Here is a 17,057-nt window from a genome sequence, read left to right on the forward strand (position 1 = left end):
GCGCCGGAGGGTGCTGCCGACCGGGTTCAGGCGTCAGCGGGGGCGGCGGTCAGGGCCGCGGCCAGCCGGGCGGCGTGGCGGTGCCGGTCCATCGACCGCCCCGGCTGGACCACCACGCCGAGCAGCCAGCGGGCGGCCAGGTCGGCGCCGTCGGCATCGGTCCGCAGAGCGGCGGCCAGCCGGTCCCGGAGCGCCGCCCAGCGCGCGGCGTCGACGGCGAGCAGCCCCGCGAGCAGGTCGGGCTCGACCTCGGCCAGCCGGCGCAGCACCGGATGGCCCCCCAGCTCGTCGGAGAGAGCGGCGAGCGCCTCGCCGGGCGGTCGGGCAGCGGCCAGGTCGGTGAGCCGGTCGAGTTCCGCCGCGAGCAGCGCGCGGGCGACGTCGTCCTTGGTCCGGAAGTGGTTGTACAGCGTGGCCTTGGCGACCCCGGCCGCGGCCGCCACGGACTGCATGGTGCTGCGCCGGACGCCGTTCTCGGCGAAGGCCCGCGCCGCACCCTCGAGCAGGCCGCGCCGCGTGGGATTCACGACTGCGGCCGGGAGACGCACAGACGCATCAGGCGGCGAGCGAGACCGTTTCGCCGCGGCGGAGGGCGGAGCGGGCCGGACCCCCGACGAGGGCCAGGGCGGGCTCGGCCGCGGGAACCGCGGTCTCCTCGACGGCCGGCTGCTCGGCGGCGACCGCCGCGTCGGCGGCCTGGGCCGGGGCGGACGGCGCGAGGGAGCGGACGCCACCGGCACCGGCCACGCGCATCTCCAGGCTCACCTCGGCGAGCAGGTCCGCCAGCTCGACGTCCAGGGCGTCGCAGATGGAGGCCAGCAGCTCGGAGGACGCCTCCTTCTGCCCGCGCTCGACCTCGGAGAGGTAGCCGAGGCTGACCCGGGCAGCACCCGAGACGTCGCGCAGCGTCCGGCGCTGACGCAGCCGGTGACCCCGCAGGGTGCTCCCTAGCTGGGTACGCAGCAGCAACATGGCCACTCTCCTGTCCTGCGAGCGGGGAAGGCCGGCGCCCTCGTCGAGCGCCGTGCGCTCACGGTACTTGGCGCTCGGTCCGGTGGCTGGCCCACCGGGCTCGCGTCCTCTCAGGGCGTAACGCGAACACCCCGGTGGGCGTTCCCGCAGCTCGCTCAGCCGAGCCGGTCGAGCAGGGCGTCCATGGCGGCGGCGACGGCCGCGCCGCGCACGGCCGCCCGGTCCCCCGGCAGGTCCAGCTCCACGACGTCGGTCCGCTGCCCGTCGGAGATGCCGACGTAGACGCGGCCGGGTCCGTGCCCGTCGACGGGGGCGGGGCCGGCGACACCGGTGAGCCCGACGCCCCACGTCGCCGAGCACCGGTCCCGGACGCCCTCGGCCAGAGCTGCGGCGGTCGGCCGGCTCACCGGACCGTGCTCGGCGAGCAGGTCGGCCGGGACGCCGGCGAGCGCGGTCTTGAGGTCGGTGGCGTAGACGACTACGCCCCCGCGCAACGTCGCGCTGGCCCCCGGCACCTCGGCCAGGAGGGCGCAGAAGAGCCCCGCGGTCAGCGACTCGGCGGCCGCGACCGTCTCACCGCGCGCCACCAGGGCCCGGTGCAGGTCGGCGGCAGCCGGCATCAGGCCGCGGTGTCGGTGCGCTCGTCGGCGGCGCCGGCGCTGCCGGCAGCCGAGCGGCGGGCGGCCGCGGCCTTCATCGCACGGGCACTGGTCCGGCGCAGCCGCAGGGCCCGGACGACGTAGTCCAGACCGCTGAGGACGGTCAGCGCCAGGGCGAGCGCCATCACCCACCACCGCGCGGTGGCCAGCAGGCCGGTGAGCGGCAGGATGTAGAGCCCGATGGCCAGCGCCTGGGCGACGGTCTTCGCCTTGCCGCCGCGGCTGGCCGCGATCACCCCGTGCCGGATGACCCAGAAGCGCAGCACCGTGACGCCGACCTCGCGGACGAGGATCACCCAGGTCACCCACCAGGGCAGCATCCCCAGCGCGGACAACCCGATGAGGGCGGTGCCGGTGAGCGCCTTGTCGGCGATCGGGTCGGCCAGCTTGCCGAACTCGGTCACCTGACCGGTGCGCCGGGCGATCATCCCGTCGTACCGGTCGGTGATGATCGCGAGCGCGAACACCAGGGTGGCCCAGTAGCGGCCGGCGTCGTCGAGACCCTCGTCGTGGAGGAGCAGGTAGGCGAACACCGGGACGACGGCCAGGCGCAGCACCGTCAGCGCGTTGGGCAGGTTCACGAGGCGCGCCGTCTGCGGTGGCGTCGCGGCCGGGTCGGGCAGCACCTCGCTCATCCCCTCACCGACCAGATCCGGCCACGGCCGGGACGACGGCCCGCGCCACCAGGTCGATGCCCTCGGTGCCGACGACCAGAGCCGGCACCAGCTCGCCGGCCACCGCTCCGTCGGGCACCCCGGCGACGGTCGTGGTGCCGTCGGCGTCGGGGTCCTGGTGGGCGGCGTGCCCGAGCCACACGCCGGGACCCTCCTCGGCGGAGAGGTCCTCGGTGAGCAGCACCTCGACGTGCTCGCCGACGCGGTCCTCGGCGCGCTGCGCGGTGAGTTCCTCGACGAGGTCGGTGATCCGCCGCACCCGGGCGTCGATCTCGGTCTGGTCGAGCTTGCCCGGCAGGCCGATGGCCTCGGTGCCCTCCTCGTCGGAGTAGCCGAACACGCCGACGGCGTCCAGGCGGCCCTCGGTGAGGAACCGCTCGAGCTCGGCGACGTCGTCCTCGGTCTCCCCCGGGAACCCGAGGATGACGTTGGTGCGGAAGCCGGCGCCCGGGGCCAGTGCCCGCGCGCGCTCGATCAGCGCGAGGAAGTCGTCGGTGCCGCCGAACCGGCGCATGCGGCGCAGCAGCGACGGCGACGAGTGCTGGAAGGACAGGTCGAAGTAGGGGGCGACCCCCGGCGTGCCGGCGATCAGCTCGAGCAGACCGGGGCGCAGCTCGGCCGGCTGGAGGTAGGCGACCCGGACCCGGGCGATGCCCTCGACGGCGGCCAGCTCTGGCAGCAGCTTCTCCAGGGAGCGGAGGTCGCCGAGGTCCTTGCCGTAGGACGTGGAGTTCTCGCTGACCAGCACCAGCTCGGTGACGCCCTGCGACGCCAGCCACTGTGCCTCGCCGAGCACCTCGGCCGGCGGGCGGGAGACGAAGGCGCCACGGAACGTCGGGATCGCGCAGAAGGCGCAGCGGCGGTCGCAGCCCGACGCCAGCTTCAGCGCCGCGACGGGACCGGAGGCCAGCCGCTTGCGGCGGAGCCAGTCGTGGCCGGGGATCGCGGGGGCGTCGACCGCGGCGCGTGCGGCGCTGCGCTGGACGGGGCTGATCGGCAGCAGGGTGCGGCGGTCGCGCGGGGTGTGCGGGACCAGCGGGCGGCCGGCGATGACGTCGTCGAGGCGGTTCCCGATCTCGGCGTAGTCGTCGAACCCGAGCACGGTGGCCTCGGGCAGCGCCCCGGCCAGCTCGGAGCCGTAGCGCTCGGCCATGCAGCCGACCGCGACGACGGGGGCGCCGCTGTCCGTGGCGGCCAGGATCGCGTCGACGGAGTCCTTCTTGGCCGACTCGATGAACCCGCAGGTGTTCACCAGCACGGCGTCGGCGGCGTCCGCGTCGTCGATGAGCTCGTAGCCACCGGCGGCCAGCCGGCCGGCCAGCTCCTCGGAGTCGACCTCGTTGCGGGCGCAGCCGAGGGTCACCACCGCCACCTTCCGGGCAGGGTGGGGCGCAGCTGTCACCGGGCCATCGTAGTCGCCCGTACCGCCGTCCCCACCGCTCCTGGGAGTGATCCCTGTCCTCCGCGTCAGGCCGGCCCGCCGCGGAGGGTGAACATGACCGATTCCAGCTCGTCGGGCTTGATGAGCACGTCGCGCGCCTTGGAGCCCTCGGACGGGCCGACGATGCCCCGGCTCTCCATGAGGTCCATGAGGCGGCCGGCCTTGGCGAACCCGACGCGCAGCTTGCGCTGCAGCATCGAGGTGGAGCCGAACTGGCTGGTCACGATCAGCTCCACGGCCTGCAGCAGCAGGTCGAGGTCGTTGCCGATGTCCTCGTCGATGTCCTTCTTCTCGCCGGCGTTCCCGGCGGAGAAGACCTCCTCGCGGTACTCCGGCTCGGCCTGCCGCTTGGCGAACTCGACGACCGCCTCGATCTCGGCGTCGGTGACGAAGGCGCCCTGGACACGCATCGGCTTGCCCGCACCGATGGGCATGAACAGCGCGTCACCCATGCCGATGAGCTTCTCCGCACCGGGCTGGTCGAGGATGACCCGGCTGTCGGTGAGGCTCGAGGTGGAGAACGCCAGACGCGAGGGCACGTTGGCCTTGATCAGGCCGGTGACGACGTCGACCGACGGGCGCTGCGTCGCGAGGATGAGGTGGATGCCGGCCGCACGCGCCTTCTGCGTGATGCGGACGATGTGCTCCTCGACGTCCCGCGGGGCGACCATCATCAGATCGGCGAGCTCGTCGACGATCGCGAGGATGTACGGGTAGGGGCGGTAGACCCGCTCGCTGCCGGGGGGCGCGGTGATCTCGCCCTTCTCGACCTTGCGGTTGAAGTCGTCGATGTGCCGCACACCGGTGGACTTCATGTCCTGGTAGCGCTGCTCCATCTCCTCGACCAGCCAGGCCAGCGCGGTGGCGGCCTTCTTGGGGTCGGTGATGATCGGCGTGATCAGGTGCGGGATGCCGTCGTACGGCGTCAGCTCGACCATCTTCGGGTCGACCAGGATCATCCGGAGCTGGTCCGGGGTGGCCCGCAGCAGCAGCGAGGTCAGGATCGAGTTGACGCAGCTGGACTTACCGGCGCCGGTGGCACCGGCGACGAGCAGGTGGGGCATCTTCGCCAGGTTGGCGCAGACGAAGCCGCCCTCGATGTCCTTGCCCAGGCCCACGAGCATCGGGTGCGGGTCCTGCTTGGCCGCACCGGACCGGAGGACGTCGCCGAGCGACACCTTCTCGCGGTCGGTGTTGGGCACCTCGATGCCGACGGCGGACTTGCCGGGGATCGGGGCGAGGATGCGGATGTTGTCGTTGGCCACCGCGTAGGCCATGTTGCGGGTCAGCGCGGTGATCTTCTCCACCTTGACGCCCTGGCCCAGCTCGACCTCGTACCGGGTGACCGTCGGGCCACGGGTGAAGCCGGTGACCGCGGCGTCGATGTTGAACTGGTCGAGCACGCCGGTGATCGCCTCGATGGCGACGTCGTTGGCCTTCGAGCGGGCCCGCGGCGGGTCCCCCGGGCGCAGCATGGACAGCGAGGGCAGGACGTAGTTGCCCTCCACCGGCTGGATGGACAGCTGCTCGGGCTCGGTGATCGGCGGCAGGTCCTCGGGGAGGGTGCGGTCCACCACCGGCGGCCGAGGGGGTGCGGGACGCAGCTCGGTGTGCTCGGGCTCGGTGGTGAGCGTGGCATCGGCGGCCGCGGCCATCGCCCCGTGGTCGATCGGGCCGGTGGCGAGCAGGTCCTCCGCGAGCTTGCGCCGCGACTTCCGGGTGGTCGGCGCGGCGTCGGCCTCCTCCTCGTACTCGTCGAAGTCGCCGTACTCGTCGTCGTCCTCGTAGTAGTCGTCCCGGCCGAGCAGCCGGTCGGTGAGCTCGCGCAGGCGCTCGGGGATCTGGTGCACCGGGGTGGAGGTGATGACGAGCAGGCCGAAGAAGGCGAGCAGCGCGAGCAGGACGACGGGGACGACCGGCCCCATGCCGGCGACCAGGGGCGTGCCGACGGCCCAGCCGATCAGCCCGCCGGACCCGGGCAGGCCGCGCTCGGGGTCGGCGGGGTCGCCCACCACCTGGGCGACGCCGAGCACCGACGCGGTCACGCAGACCCAGCCGATCACCAGCCGGCCCCGCGCCTCGGGCCGCGGCCCGCTGCGCAGCAGCCGGAGGGAGGCGAAGAACAGCACGACCGGCAGCACCATCACCAGCGAGCCGATGACCCAGCGGACGCCGTCGGTCAGGGCGACGCCCACCGGGCCGATCCCGTTGCTCCAGGCGGCGGCGCCCAGGACGACGGCCAGGCCGAGGACGGCCAGGCCCACCCCGTCACGGCGGTGCTCGGGCGCGAGCGGCTCGGCCTCCGCGGGCCGGGCGACCGACCGGGCGAGGCCGCCCGCCCCCCGGGCGAGCAGCCCCCAGGTGCCGCTGGCGGCACGCCACAGGCTGAAGCCGGCGTCCTTCTTGCGCGCGGGTGGACGACGGTTGCCGGACCGCTTGGCGGCCGGCCGCTTCTTGCTGGCCGCGGTCGATCCCGAGCGGCTGCGCGTGGACGCCGGCCGGCGCGTCGACGTGGTGCGGGCAGGCATGCGTCGAACGGTAATCCGCGCGGAGGCCGTGACGGGGCAGGCAGGCGGTCGTGTCCCGCACCGGCGCCGCATCTCATAACGTCACAGCCATGAGCTCTCCTCGTCGACACGGCGGCTGGCCGACCCCGATCACCTCCGAGCTCGTGGTCCGCGCGGCCGCCCGGATCGGCGAGGTGGTGGTCGACGGCGCCGACGTGTGGTGGGCGGAGTCCCGGCCCGACGAGGGCGGCCGGTCGGTGGTGGTGCGGCGCTCACCGGACGGGACCGTGGCCGACGTCCTGCCCGCTCCGTGGAACGCCCGCACCCGCGTGCACGAGTATGGCGGCGGCTCGTGGACGGTCAGCGACGGCACGCTCTGGTTCACCGAGTTCTCGGACCAGCGGCTGTACCGACTGGACGCGGGCAGCGACTCCCCCGTGGCCGTCACGCCCGAGCCCGCGGCGCCCTCGGGCGTGCGCTACGCCGACCTGCACGTCACCGCCGACGGCGTTCTCGCCGTCCGGGAGACCCACCGGGCCTCCGGCGGTGCGGCCGACGTCGTCAACGAGATCGTCCGGATCACCGCCGAGGGCGCCGAGGTCCTGGTGAGCGGTCCGGACTTCGTCTCCGACCCCCGGCTCGCGCCGGACGGCGTGACGCTCTCCTGGCTGCAGTGGGACCACCCCTCCATGCCGTGGGACGCCGCCCAGCTCGTCGTCCGCGCCGCCGACGGCAGCGAGCACGTGCTCGCCGGCGGCCCCGGCGAGTCTGTCGTCCAGCCCACGTGGGGCGGGGACCTGGCGCTGTGGTGGTTCGCCGACCGCACGAACTTCTGGTCGCTGTACCGGAAGCGGCCGCACGAGGAGGCCGAGCTGGTCGTGGACGTGGGTGCCGACATCGCCGGCCCGCAGTGGGTGTTCGGGCAGTCCCGCTTCGCGCTGCTGGCCGACCGCCGGGTCGCGTTCGCCTACGGCCGCGACGGAGCCGACCGGCTCGCCGTCCTCGAGGCGGACGGGAGCGTGCGCGAGCTCGAGGTGCCCTACGCGTCGTTCCGCAACCTGGCGGCGGCCGGCGACGGCGTCGTCTGCGTCGCCGGTGGCCCGGACAGCGAGCCGGTGGTGCTGCGCGTGCCGCTCGACGGTGGCGACGCGGTGGTGCTGCGCCCGGCACGGGACCTCGGTCTGGACCCGGCGTGGTTCTCCCGTCCCGAGCACGTCGCCTTCCCGACCGAGGACGCCGGCACGGGCATCGACGTCGCCCACGCGCTGGTCTACCCGCCGACGAACCCCGACGTCCCCGCTGCCGACGGCGACCTCCCGCCGCTGCTGGTCGTCGTCCACGGCGGCCCGACCTCGGCGGCCTCGCCGGTGCTCAACCTGGCCGTCCAGTACTGGACCTCACGCGGCTTCTGCGTCGCCGACGTCGACTACCGGGGCTCCACCGGCTACGGACGCCGGTACCGCGACGCGCTCCAGGGCCGGTGGGGCGTCGTCGACTTGGACGACGTCGTCGCGTGCGCCCGGTTCCTCGCGGACTCCGGGCGGGTCGACCCCGCGCGGATGGCCATCCGGGGCGGCTCGGCCGGCGGCTACACCACCCTCGCCGCGCTCTCCCTGCGCCCCGGCGTCTTCACGGCCGGAGCCAGCCACTACGGCGTCGCCGACCTGGGTGCGCTGGCCGCGGAGACCCACAAGTTCGAGTCCCGCTACCTCGACGGCCTGGTAGCGCCCTGGCCGGAGGGCGCCGACGTCTACGCGGAGCGGTCGCCGATCAACCACGTCGACGCGCTGGACACCCCGCTGGCCGTCTTCCAGGGCGACGAGGACGCGATCGTGCCGCCCGCCCAAGCCGAGGCGATCGTCGCGGCGCTCCGCGAGAAGGGCGTGCCGCACGCCTACCTGCTGTTCGCCGGTGAGCAGCACGGGTTCCGCAAGGCCGCCAACATCCGCGCCGCACTGGACGGCGAACTGTCCTTCTACGCCCAGGTGTGGGGCTTCCACCTGCCCGCGGGCGAGAGGATCGAGCCGATCGACGTGGTGCGCTGACCGACCGGCCGGGACCTCAGACCTCGAGCACCGTCGGGATGATCATCGGACGGCGGCGGTGCTTGTCCGAGACCCACTTGCCGACGGTGCGCCGGATGATCTGCGACATCCGGTGGGCGTCGACGTCCTCGTCCTGCAGTGCCCGGCGCAGGTTGTCCTCGACCAGGCGCAGGACCTCGTCGAAGGCCGACGGGTCGTCGGAGAAGCCCTTGGTGGACAGGTGCACCGGCCGCACGATCGTGCGGGTCGAGGGCTCGACGACGACGGTCAGCGCCACGAACCCCTCGTCGCCGAGGATGCGGCGGGCCTGCAGCGACTCCTCGCCGACGTCGCCGACGTTCAGCCCGTCGACGTAGACGTTGCCGATGGGCACGCTGCCGACGATCGTGGCCTTGCCGTCGACCAGGTCGATCACCACGCCGTCCTCGGCGAGCAGCACGCGGTCGGCCGCCATGCCGGTCTCCTCGGCGAGCTTGGCGTGGGCGCGCAGGTGGCGCCATTCCCCGTGCACCGGCATCAGGTAGCGGGGCTTGGCCACGTTGAGCAGCGTGCGGAGCTCACCGGCGGGCGCGTGCCCGGAGACGTGCACCCGCGCCGTCTCCTTGTGCACGACCGTGGCGCCGAGCCGGGACAGCCCGTTGATGACCTTGTAGACGGCGGTCTCGTTGCCCGGCACCAGGGAGGAGGCGAGGACGACGGTGTCGCCGGCCTCGATGGTGACCTGGTGGTGGTCGCCCCGCGCCATGCGCCCGAGCGCGGAGAGCGGTTCGCCCTGCGAGCCGGTGCTCACCAGCACGACCTGCTCGGCCGGCATCTTGGCGGCGTCGTCCAGGGAGACCATCAGGCCCGGGGCCATGTGCAGCAGCCCGAGGTCGCGGGCCACCCCCATGTTGCGGACCATCGAGCGGCCCACCAGCGCCACCTTGCGCCCGTGCTTGTGCGCGCAGTCCAGCACCTGCTGGATGCGGTGCACGTGGCTGGCGAAGCTGGAGACGATCAGGCGCTGGGTGGCCCGGGCGAAGACGTCGTCCAGGACCGGGCCGATGCTGCGCTCGGGGGTGACGAAGCCGGGCACCTCGGCGTTCGTGGAGTCGGCGAGCAGCAGGTCGATGCCCGAGACGCCGAGCCGGGCGAAGGCGCCGAGGTCGGTGAGGACGCCGTCGAGCGGCAGCTGGTCCATCTTGAAGTCACCGGTGTGCACCAGCAGCCCGGCCGGGGTGTGCACCGCGACGGCGAGGGCGTCCGGGATCGAGTGGTTCACCGAGATGAACTCGCAGTGGAACGGCCCGGCCAGGTGGTCGTCGCCCGCTGCGACCTCGACCAGCACCGGGTCGATGCGGTGCTCGCGCAGCTTGGCCTTGACCAGCGCCAGGGTGAACCGGGACCCGACCAGCGGGATGTCCTCGCGCAGCCGCAGCAGGTACGGGATGGCGCCGATGTGGTCCTCGTGCCCGTGCGTGAGGACGACGGCGGTGATGTCGTCCAGCCGGTGCTCGATGACCCCGAAGTCCGGCAGGATCAGGTCGATCCCGGGTTGCTCGGCCTCGGGGAAGAGGACGCCGCAGTCGATGACGAGCAGCTGCCCGTCGAACTCGAGGACCGCCATGTTGCGGCCGATCTCGCCCAGTCCGCCCAGCGCCATGACGCGCAGGCCGCCTTCGGGTAACGGCGGCGGGGCCTTGAGATCGAGATGGGGCTGGGTGACCTGGCCACTCACAGTTGAACGCCTCCGTCGGCGAGGTCGATGCGCAGTTGCGCGAGCTGGTCGTGGGTCGCCTCGACGAGCGGCGGCCGCAGCGGGCCGGCCGGCAGGCCGAGAGCGTTGAGCGCCGCCTTGACCAGGATCGCGCCCTGGGTGCGGAAGATGCCGGTGTAGACCGGCAGCAGGCTGTCGTTCACGGCGCGGGCGCGGGCCAGGTCGCCGGCCTCCACCGCCGCGATGAGCTCGGCGAGCCGGGGGCCGACGAGGTGGCCGACCACGCTGACCACCCCGACGCCGCCCATGGCGAGGATGGGCAGGTTCAGCATGTCGTCGCCGCTGTAGAACGCGAGGTCGGTGCGCGCCTTCGTCCAGGCCATGGCGCCGAAGTCACCCTTGGCGTCCTTCACCGCGACGATCCCGGGGTGCTCGGCGAGGCGCACCATCGTCTCGACCTCGATCGGCACCGCCGAGCGGTGCGGGATGTCGTAGAGCATCACCGGCAGGTCGGTGCTGTCGGCCACCGCGGTGAAGTGGCGCAGGAGCCCCGCTTGCGGGGGCTTGTTGTAGTACGGGGTGACGACGAGCAGGCCGTCGGCACCGAGGCGTTCGGCGGCCTGCGCCCGCTCGATCGTGTGGGCGGTGTCGTTGGTGCCGACCCCGGCGAGGACGGTGGCGCGGTCGCCGACCGCGTCGATCACCGCCTCCAGGACGGCGTGCGACTCGCCGTCGCTCATGGTCGGGGACTCGCCGGTGGTGCCCAGCACGGCCAGGCCGTCGTGCGCCTGGCGGTCGACGAGGTGGGCGGCCAGCTCCTGGGCGCCGGCGAGGTCGATCGACCCGTCCTCGGCCAGCGGCGTGACCATCGCCGTCAGCACGCGCCCGAAGGGCCGGGCGGGGTCGGTGGTCATGGGCTGAATCTACCGAGCCGCGTGCGGGTGCTCGGTCCCGGTCGCGTCGGCGCGCTCGTACTCCGACACGGCGTAGCGCAGGCCGCCCGTCGCGGACTCCGACCAGCCGCTGCCCGGCGTCCGCGCGGCGAGGGTCCAGGCCCCGTCCAGGACCGGCGCCCAGGTGTCGCCGTCCACCTCGACGTCGACGTCGGTGACCACCAGCCGGTCGGCGTGCGGGAGGAACGCGGCGTAGACCGCCTCCCCCCCGATCACCCAGAACGCCTCGTGCTCGGCGAGCACCTGGTCCACCGACGCCGCGGTCAGCGCGCCGTCCGCCGTCCAGGCGCGGTCGGAGGTGAGGACCACGTTGACCCGGCCGGGCAGGGGACGGAAGCGCTCCGGCAGGGACTCCCACGTGCGGCGTCCCATCACGACCGTCGACCCCATCGTCACCCGGCGGAAGAGCGCGGAGTCCTCCGGCAGGTGCCACGGGAGAGCGCCGTTCACCCCGATCACGCCCCCGCGGGCCTGCGCCCACACCATGCCGACGGTCATCAGGAGCGGGCGGTCAGACGGCCACGGCGCCGCGGATGGCGGGGTGGTGGTCGTAGTCGCGGATCGTGAAGTGGTCGTAGGTGTAGTCGAACAGGGACGGCGCGGGGGCCAGGTCCAGGGTGGGGAACGGCTTGGGCTCGCGGGAGAGCTGCTCGGTCACCTGCGCGACGTGGTTGCTGTAGACGTGGCAGTCCCCGCCCACCCAGACGAAGTCGCCCGGCTCCAGGCCCACCTGGGCGGCGACCATGCGGGTGAGCAGCGCGTAGCTGGCGATGTTGAACGGGACGCCGAGGAACATGTCGGCGCTGCGCTGGTAGAGCTGGCAGGAGAGCTTGCCGTCGGCGACGTAGAACTGGAACAGCGCGTGGCAGGGCGCCAGCGCCATCTCCGGCAGAGCGCCGACGTTCCACGCGGAGACGATCATGCGCCGGGAGTCGGGGTCGGAGCGCAGCGTCTCCAGGACGTTCGTGATCTGGTCGATCTGCTGCCCGTCCGGTGTGGGCCACGACCGCCACTGGACGCCGTAGACGGGACCCAGCTCCCCCTCGGGCGAGGCCCACTCGTCCCAGATGGTGACGCCCTGGTCGCGCAGCCAGCCCACGTTGCTGTCCCCGCGCAGGAACCACAGCAGCTCGACGGCGATGGACTTGAAATGCACCTTCTTCGTCGTCACCAGCGGGAAGCGCTCGGAGAGGTCGTACCGGAGCCGCTCGCCGAACAGGCTCACCGTGCCCGTGCCGGTGCGGTCCTGCTTCGGCGTCCCCTGCTCCAGGATCCGGCGCAGGAGGTCCTCGTACTGGGTGTCGATCGGAGCTGCCACGCGCCCGAGACTACGGCCGGGGACCGACAGCCGGGAGCCGCCCGGCGCAGCAGCCACAGGCGGCTCAGCCCTCCCCGACCAGCGGGCTGGCGGCCACCTCGCTGCCGTCGGCCAGGGTGCTGATCCGGAAGTCCCCGAACACGTTGCCCGCCACCCGCTGCAGCTCCCGCAGGCAGGCGATGGCGAGCCCCCGGATCTCGACGTCGGCGTGCTCGCTGGCCCGCATGGCCACGAAGTGCCGCCAGGCCCGGTAGTTGCCGGTGACCACGATCCGCGTCTCGGTGGCGTTGGGCAGCACCGCGCGCGCGGCCTGCCGGGCCTGCTTGCGCCGCAGGGTGGCGTTGGGCCCGTCCGCGAAGCGCTGCTCCAGGCCGGCGAGCAGCTGCTCGTAGGCGGTCAGCGCCGCCTCCGTCGAGGCCACGAACAGCGCGTGCAGCTCCGGGTCCTCAGCGATCACCGCCGGTTCGACCATCTCGGCCTCGTGCTCGGGCACGTAGCGCTGCGAGAGCTGGCTGTAGGAGAAGTGCCGGTGCCGCACGAGCTCGTGGGTGAGCGACCGGGAGACCCCGGTCAGGTACATGCTGACCGTGCCGTGCTCGAGCACCGAGAGGTGCCCGACCTCGAGGATGTGCCGGAGGTACCCGGCGTTCGTGGCGGTGACCGGGTTGGGCTTGCTCCACGACTGGTAGCAGGCCCGGCCGGCGAACTCGGCCAGTGCCTGCCCACCCTCGGCGTCGGTCTCCCACGGGACGTCGGCCGGCGGGGTGAACTGCGTCTGGGCGATGACCTGGACCTTCAGCGGCACGATCTCGGGCACGCCGTGAGCGTACGGCGACGGCGGCGGCAGACTGGGCCGGTGGAGTGGGTCCGGACGCTGGCCGTCGTCGTGGGTGGAGTGCTGCTCCTCTGGCTGGTCCTGCTCGCGCTCCTGTGGCGGGCGCGCACCGACGAGCTCACCGCCCGGACGGCTCTCCGCCTGCTTCCCGATGTGGTTCGCCTGGTGCGCCGCCTGGCCGCCGACGGCTCACTTCCCCGCGGGGTCCGGGTCCGGCTGTGGCTGCTGCTGGGCTATCTGCTCATGCCGATCGACCTGGTCCCCGACTTCATCCCGGTGCTCGGCTACGCCGACGACGTGATCGTGGTGGCCTGGACGCTGCGGTCGGTGACCAGGCGCGCCGGCGCCGGGGCGCTGGCCCGGCACTGGCCCGGCGAGCCCGGCGGGCTGGCCCTGGTCAGCCGGCTCGCCGGTGTCCCGCCCGCCGGGGCGCCGCGGGGCTGAGCAGCCCGCCCCTGGTCCTGCGCGCCGCGCGGCGGCAGGCTGTCCCCATGAGCGAGCCGAGCTGGTCGTCCGTGGTCCGCAGGCTCCGGCCCTGGATCGTCGGCTGGTTCAGCTTCCAGGCGGTGGTGGCGCTCGCCGGGTTCTTCACCGCCTGGCGCCGGAACGAGGGGGACGCGACCAGCACGAGCATCCGCCGGGTGGTCACCCACAACGGGCTCGAGCTCCGCCCCACCAACCCCGATCTGTCCCGGCTGCGCGTCGATCTGGCGATGGCCGGCGGGGAGATCGACCTGACCGCCCTGCCGCTGCCCGCGCACGGCATCGACCTCACGGTGCGCATGGGCATGGCCGGGCTGGCCGTGCGGGTCCCCGCGGACTGGCGCGTCTGGTGGCGGTTCCGGGGCCTGGGCGGCATCGGTGCCGACGGCGCGGTGCAGCGCACCCACGACGAGCACGCCGCCGACCTGCGCATCCACGCCGTGGTGGTGCTGGGCGGCCTCGGCGTGGAGTCGGGCGGGCTCAGCGCCTCCCCACCACCCGGCTGAGCTCACCGGCGAGGTCGCCGCGCTCCCCCACGACGACGTCCTCGAGCTCCATCCAGTCGGCCATGAGCCGCAGCTCGGCGGCGAGCTCGGCGGCGACCTCGCCGTGCGCGACGTCGTCCTCGGCGAAGGCGGACTGCACGCGCAGCACGGACGCCTGCCGGTCGGCCTTGAGGTCGACCCGACCCACCAGGCGGTCGCCCAGCAGGAAGGGCAGCACGTAGTAGCCGTGCACCCGCTTGGGCGCCGGCGTGTAGATCTCCAGCCGGTAGCGGAAGCCGAAGATCCGCTCGACCCGCGGCCGTTCCCAGACCAGCGAGTCGAAGGGGCTCAGCAGCGCCCGCGCCCGGATCCAGCGCGGCCGGTGGGCCGCCGGGTCCAGCCAGGCGGGCCGGCCCCAGCCGTCCACCGCGACGGCGGTCAGCTCACCGGCATCGGTCAGCTCCGCGACAGCGGTGCGCGCGTCCCCCGGTGACAGCCGGAAGTAGTCGCGCAGGTCCTTCTCGGTGGCGACTCCCAGAGCGCGGGCAGCGGTGCGGACCAGCTCGCGCACGGCATCGGCACGCTCCGGCACCGGCTGGGCGAGCACCGTCGCGGGCAGGACCCGCTCGGTGAGGTCGTAGACCCGCTCGAAGCCGGCCGTCCGCCCCCGGGCGGTGAGCACACCGGTGAAGAACAGGTACTCGAGCGCCGCCTTGCCGGCGTGCCAGTTCCACATGCTGCCCGGCCGGTCGGGACGGGTTTCGCCCAGCTCGGCGGCGCGCAGCGGACCACCGGTGCGCACCCGCTCGACCAGGGCGGCGACGTACTCCGGCCGCTCCCTGGCCACCCGGGTCATCGAGCCCCACGCCTCGTCGTCCGCCGCCGCCATGCGCCAGCGGAGGTGGGGGTGGAGCCGCACCGGCAGGAAGGAAGCCTCGTGCGCCCAGTACTCGAACACCGCGCCCCGGCCATTCGTGAGCGCGTCGAGCGCCTGGCGCGGATAGGGGCCGAGGCGGCTGAAGAACGGCAGGTAGTGGGACCGCGACAGGACGTTCACCGAGTCGATCTGCACGACGGCCAGACGCTGGGCCACGGAGCGCAGCTGTCGGGACCCGACCGGGGACGACGGACGCGGGACCGCGAACCCCTGCGCGGCCAGCGCCATGCGCCGGGCCAGACCGGCCGGGAGGCGTTGCACGGACGTCACGGCGCGATCCTGCCCCCGGCCACCGACACCTCCTCGCCGGGGGCCTGCCTAGGCTCGCGGACGTGGACCCCACGCCGTTCCCCCGCCTGACCGGCTCCGCCGACGTCTCGGTGCGACCGGCGCGCTCCGGGGAGGCATCGGACATCGCCCGTGTGCAGGCCATCGCCTGGCGGACCGCGTACCGGTCGGTGCTCCCGGCCGAGTTGCTGGACACCTGGGACGAGCAGGCCGCCGCGCACGCGTGGCGCACCGCCGTCGAGGTGCCGCCGACGCCGGCGCACCTCGTGCTGGTCGCCCTGGAGCAGGAGACGGTCGTCGGTTTCACCGCGTTCGGACCGGCGGAGCTGGCCGACGGCGAGAGCCCCGACCCCGCCGGGCCGACGTCCGAGATCTCCACGCTGCTGGTCGAGCCCCGCTGGGGGCGTCGCGGACACGGCAGCCGGCTCCTGGCAGCGGCGGTCGACCTCGCCCTGTCCCAGGGGGTGGTGCGGCTGCGTACCTGGCTGCCGGAGGCGGACGACGTCTCCGCCGCCTTCTTCGAGTCGGCCGGCTGGGAAACCGATGGCTGGGCGCGGACCCTGGACACCGGGGGGACGCCGCTGCGCGAGCTGCGCTGGCACACCGGGCTGGTCGACGAGGCAGCGGACCCCACGTGAGCTTCACAGGCTTCCCCGACGAGGGACTGGTCTTCTACGAGGGCCTCGAGGCGGACAACACCAAGACCTTCTGGACCGCGCACCGTGACGAGTACGAGTCGTTCGTCCGCGCACCGATGCTGGCGTTGCTGGAGGAGCTCTCGGGCGAGTTCGGGACGGCGAAGGTGTTCCGGCCCTACCGCGACGTCCGCTTCTCGCACGACAAGACCCCGTACAAGACGCACCAGGGCGCCGTGGTCACACCCGAGGGACGAGGCGCCGGGTCCTGGTACGTCCAGATCTCGGCCGACGGGCTCATGGTCTCCGGCGGCAGCTGGCGCCTGGAGAGCGACCAGATCGCCCGGTACCGCCGCGCTGTGGCCGACCCCGTGCAGGGCGTGCGGCTGGAGCGGGAGATCGACCGGCTGAGGGCCGCCGGATGGGACATCGAGGGCGACCGCCTGGTGCGCGTCCCCGCCGGCTACTCCGCCGACGACGACCGGCTCGAGCTGCTGCAGCACAAGGCGCTGCACGCGACGCGGCGCTGGACGCCCGAGGACTGGCTGCACACCCGCGACGTCCTGGACCGGGTGCGCACCTCCTGGCGGGACCTGGCGCCGCTCAACGCGTGGCTCGCCGACAACGTCGGCGCGACCACCAAGGAACCCCGCCGCTGACACCGGGGTCTGCTTCTCCGCGGTAAAGCAGAGGAGGGACGGCGACGTCCTGCTTTTCCGCGGTAAAGCAGAAGGGGGGACGTCGGCGGCGGCGGGTGTGGTCTGGGCATGCGAAAGGGCCCCAGCACGGATGCTGGGGCCCTTTCGGTAATGGTTGTCCGGCGGCGTCCTACTCTCCCACCCCGTCTCCAGGGCAGTACCATCGGCGCTGAGAGGCTTAGCTTCCGGGTTCGGAATGAGACCGGGCGTTTCCCTCTCGCCATGACCGCCGTAACTCTGTGAACTTATCGATCCAGGACGACCTGGTTCGTGCGTTCAGAACCGCACAGTGGACGCGAAGCAATCTTCGTTAATTGACCCTGACCTGCACGACAGCCCGAGTGGGTGTGTGTGGTCAAGCCCTCGGCCTATTAGTACCGGTCAGCTCCACACCTTGCGGTGCTTCCACTTCCGGCCTATCAACCCGCTGG

At 73.4% G+C, this 17,057-nt stretch carries 17 protein-coding genes and 2 rRNA genes; 5 read left to right on the forward strand and 14 right to left on the reverse strand.

Annotation, left to right across the window (positions count from 1 at the left end; genetic code table 11):
* Positions 1-26 precede the first annotated feature (26 nt).
* The 6 genes from BLS70_RS03285 to BLS70_RS03310 all read right to left on the reverse strand — a co-directional run bounded on the left by BLS70_RS03285 (position 27) and on the right by BLS70_RS03310 (position 6,274).
* Positions 27-527: a TetR family transcriptional regulator gene (locus BLS70_RS03285; protein WP_091764029.1), complete on the reverse strand. Its 501-nt coding sequence runs from the start codon at positions 525-527 to the stop codon at positions 27-29.
* A 28-nt stretch (positions 528-555) separates the two neighbouring features.
* Complete coding sequence (locus BLS70_RS03290; RefSeq protein WP_091764255.1) at positions 556-972, reverse strand: helix-turn-helix domain-containing protein; 417 nt, start codon at positions 970-972, stop codon at positions 556-558.
* A gap of 155 nt (positions 973-1,127) precedes the next feature.
* Complete coding sequence (locus BLS70_RS03295) at positions 1,128-1,592, reverse strand: CinA family protein (protein WP_091764030.1); 465 nt, start codon at positions 1,590-1,592, stop codon at positions 1,128-1,130.
* Positions 1,592-2,266: a CDP-diacylglycerol--glycerol-3-phosphate 3-phosphatidyltransferase gene (gene pgsA, locus BLS70_RS03300; protein ID WP_091764031.1), complete on the reverse strand. Its 675-nt coding sequence runs from the start codon at positions 2,264-2,266 to the stop codon at positions 1,592-1,594. The genes BLS70_RS03295 and pgsA overlap by 1 nt, the downstream gene beginning before the upstream one ends.
* A 4-nt stretch (positions 2,267-2,270) precedes the next feature.
* Positions 2,271-3,707, reverse strand: coding sequence for a 30S ribosomal protein S12 methylthiotransferase RimO (rimO, locus tag BLS70_RS03305; RefSeq protein ID WP_091764032.1), 1,437 nt, complete (start codon positions 3,705-3,707; stop codon positions 2,271-2,273).
* A gap of 65 nt (positions 3,708-3,772) precedes the next feature.
* Entirely contained in the window at positions 3,773-6,274 is a 2,502-nt protein-coding gene (locus tag BLS70_RS03310; RefSeq protein ID WP_091764033.1) for an FtsK/SpoIIIE family DNA translocase, read from the reverse strand.
* Positions 6,275-6,363: 89 nt separating this feature from the next.
* Here BLS70_RS03310 and BLS70_RS03315 point away from each other — a divergent pair, with 89 nt between their 5' ends.
* The gene (locus BLS70_RS03315; RefSeq protein WP_091764034.1) at positions 6,364-8,298 is read left to right on the forward strand and encodes a S9 family peptidase; all 1,935 of its coding nucleotides are present in this window, start codon (positions 6,364-6,366) and stop codon (positions 8,296-8,298) included.
* A 16-nt stretch (positions 8,299-8,314) separates the two neighbouring features.
* Here BLS70_RS03315 and BLS70_RS03320 read toward each other — a convergent pair whose 3' ends face one another.
* The 5 genes from BLS70_RS03320 to thyX all read right to left on the reverse strand — a co-directional run bounded on the left by BLS70_RS03320 (position 8,315) and on the right by thyX (position 13,082).
* Positions 8,315-10,015: a ribonuclease J gene (locus tag BLS70_RS03320; protein WP_091764035.1), complete on the reverse strand. Its 1,701-nt coding sequence runs from the start codon at positions 10,013-10,015 to the stop codon at positions 8,315-8,317.
* A complete protein-coding gene (dapA, locus tag BLS70_RS03325; RefSeq protein WP_091764036.1) occupies positions 10,012-10,908 on the reverse strand; it encodes a 4-hydroxy-tetrahydrodipicolinate synthase in 897 nt (298 codons plus the stop codon). Before dapA ends, BLS70_RS03320 begins: the two co-directional genes overlap by 4 nt.
* Before the next feature lie 9 nt (positions 10,909-10,917).
* Positions 10,918-11,445, reverse strand: coding sequence for a dihydrofolate reductase (locus BLS70_RS03330; protein ID WP_091764037.1), 528 nt, complete (start codon positions 11,443-11,445; stop codon positions 10,918-10,920).
* A gap of 13 nt (positions 11,446-11,458) precedes the next feature.
* Positions 11,459-12,265, reverse strand: a complete 807-nt coding sequence (locus BLS70_RS03335) for a thymidylate synthase (RefSeq protein ID WP_091764038.1) — start codon at positions 12,263-12,265, stop codon at positions 11,459-11,461.
* A 64-nt stretch (positions 12,266-12,329) separates the two neighbouring features.
* Positions 12,330-13,082: an FAD-dependent thymidylate synthase gene (thyX, locus tag BLS70_RS03340; protein ID WP_091764039.1), complete on the reverse strand. Its 753-nt coding sequence runs from the start codon at positions 13,080-13,082 to the stop codon at positions 12,330-12,332.
* Positions 13,083-13,121: 39 nt separating this feature from the next.
* Between thyX and BLS70_RS03345 the strand changes: the two genes are divergently transcribed.
* Positions 13,122-13,544 carry a YkvA family protein gene (locus BLS70_RS03345; protein WP_091764040.1) on the forward strand — a complete coding sequence of 141 codons (423 nt, stop codon included), beginning with the start codon at positions 13,122-13,124 and terminating at the stop codon, positions 13,542-13,544.
* A 47-nt stretch (positions 13,545-13,591) separates the two neighbouring features.
* Complete coding sequence (locus BLS70_RS03350; RefSeq protein WP_091764041.1) at positions 13,592-14,089, forward strand: hypothetical protein; 498 nt, start codon at positions 13,592-13,594, stop codon at positions 14,087-14,089.
* Here the strand turns inward: BLS70_RS03350 and BLS70_RS03355 are convergent.
* A complete protein-coding gene (locus BLS70_RS03355; protein WP_255362204.1) occupies positions 14,064-15,275 on the reverse strand; it encodes a winged helix-turn-helix domain-containing protein in 1,212 nt (403 codons plus the stop codon). The two genes, BLS70_RS03350 and BLS70_RS03355, sit on opposite strands and share 26 nt — an antisense overlap.
* Positions 15,276-15,337: 62 nt before the next feature.
* Between BLS70_RS03355 and BLS70_RS03360 the strand changes: the two genes are divergently transcribed.
* Both BLS70_RS03360 and BLS70_RS03365 read left to right on the forward strand, forming a co-directional pair.
* Positions 15,338-15,931: a GNAT family N-acetyltransferase gene (locus BLS70_RS03360; RefSeq protein ID WP_091764042.1), complete on the forward strand. Its 594-nt coding sequence runs from the start codon at positions 15,338-15,340 to the stop codon at positions 15,929-15,931.
* Positions 15,928-16,587, forward strand: coding sequence for a DUF2461 domain-containing protein (locus tag BLS70_RS03365; protein WP_091764043.1), 660 nt, complete (start codon positions 15,928-15,930; stop codon positions 16,585-16,587). Before BLS70_RS03360 ends, BLS70_RS03365 begins: the two co-directional genes overlap by 4 nt.
* Positions 16,588-16,743: 156 nt before the next feature.
* On the opposite strand, the gene rrf is transcribed toward BLS70_RS03365, so the two are convergent.
* A 5S ribosomal RNA gene (gene rrf, locus BLS70_RS03370) occupies positions 16,744-16,860 on the reverse strand.
* Between the two features lie 117 nt (positions 16,861-16,977).
* Positions 16,978-17,057: ribosomal RNA gene (locus tag BLS70_RS03375) — 23S ribosomal RNA — on the reverse strand; the annotation flags it as partial.

The organism is Blastococcus aurantiacus, from assembly GCF_900102425.1.
GTDB lineage: Bacteria > Actinomycetota > Actinomycetes > Mycobacteriales > Geodermatophilaceae > Blastococcus > Blastococcus aurantiacus.